Annotated in this window: 1 protein-coding gene; it reads right to left on the bottom strand. The window is 66.6% G+C overall.

The window, feature by feature from the left end; all coding sequences use genetic code 11:
• Positions 1-727 (bottom strand): ectoine hydroxylase (gene thpD, locus OO67_RS35375; protein ID WP_033305942.1); only part of this gene is annotated, 727 nt, incomplete at both ends.

The following is a 727-nucleotide window of genomic DNA, read 5'->3' as shown; positions in this document are numbered from 1 at the left end:
GGCGTGAAGTCGCGGGCTCCGATGAACTCGGGCCGGCGGATCGGGGCGGCGAAGGGTTCCTGCGCCGTGTTCTCCACGCTGTTGAAGACGATGAAGACGTTGCTGCGGGCGTACGGGGTGATGTTGTCCCCGGAGCCGTGCATGGCGTTGCAGTCGAACCAGGTCGCCGAGCCGGCCTTGCCGGTGAAGAGCTTGATGCCGTGCCGGTCGGCCATCTTCGTCAGCACCTCGTCGGACGGGATGCCGGCGTCCTGCATCTGCAGGGACTTCTTGTAGTTGTCCTTCGGCGTCTCGCCCGCGCAGCCGACGAAGGACTTGTGCGAACCGGGCATGATCATCAGCCCGCCGTTGGTGTCGAAGTTCTCGGTCAGCGCGATCGAGACGGACACGGTCCGCATGTTGGGCAGGCCGTCCTCGGCGTGCCAGGTCTCGAAGTCCGAGTGCCAGTAGAAGCCGGAGGCGCCGAAGCCCGGCTTCACGTTGATCCTGGACTGGTGGACGTACACGTCGGATCCGAGGATCTGGCGGGCGCGGCCCACCACACGCTCGTCCCGCACCAGCTTCGCGAAGACCTCGCTGAGCTTGTGGACCTCGAAGACGGAGCGCACGCTCTGCGACTTCGGCTCGATGATCGAGCGCTCGTCGGCGCGGACCGCCGGATCGGCGACCAGCCGGTCCAGTTCCGCCCGGTAGACGGCCACCTCGTCAGGGGTGATGAGCTGGTCGA

Source organism: Streptomyces atroolivaceus, from assembly GCF_000717025.1.
Taxonomy (GTDB): domain Bacteria; phylum Actinomycetota; class Actinomycetes; order Streptomycetales; family Streptomycetaceae; genus Streptomyces; species Streptomyces atroolivaceus.
This window is presented reverse-complemented; position numbering and strand designations above follow the sequence as displayed.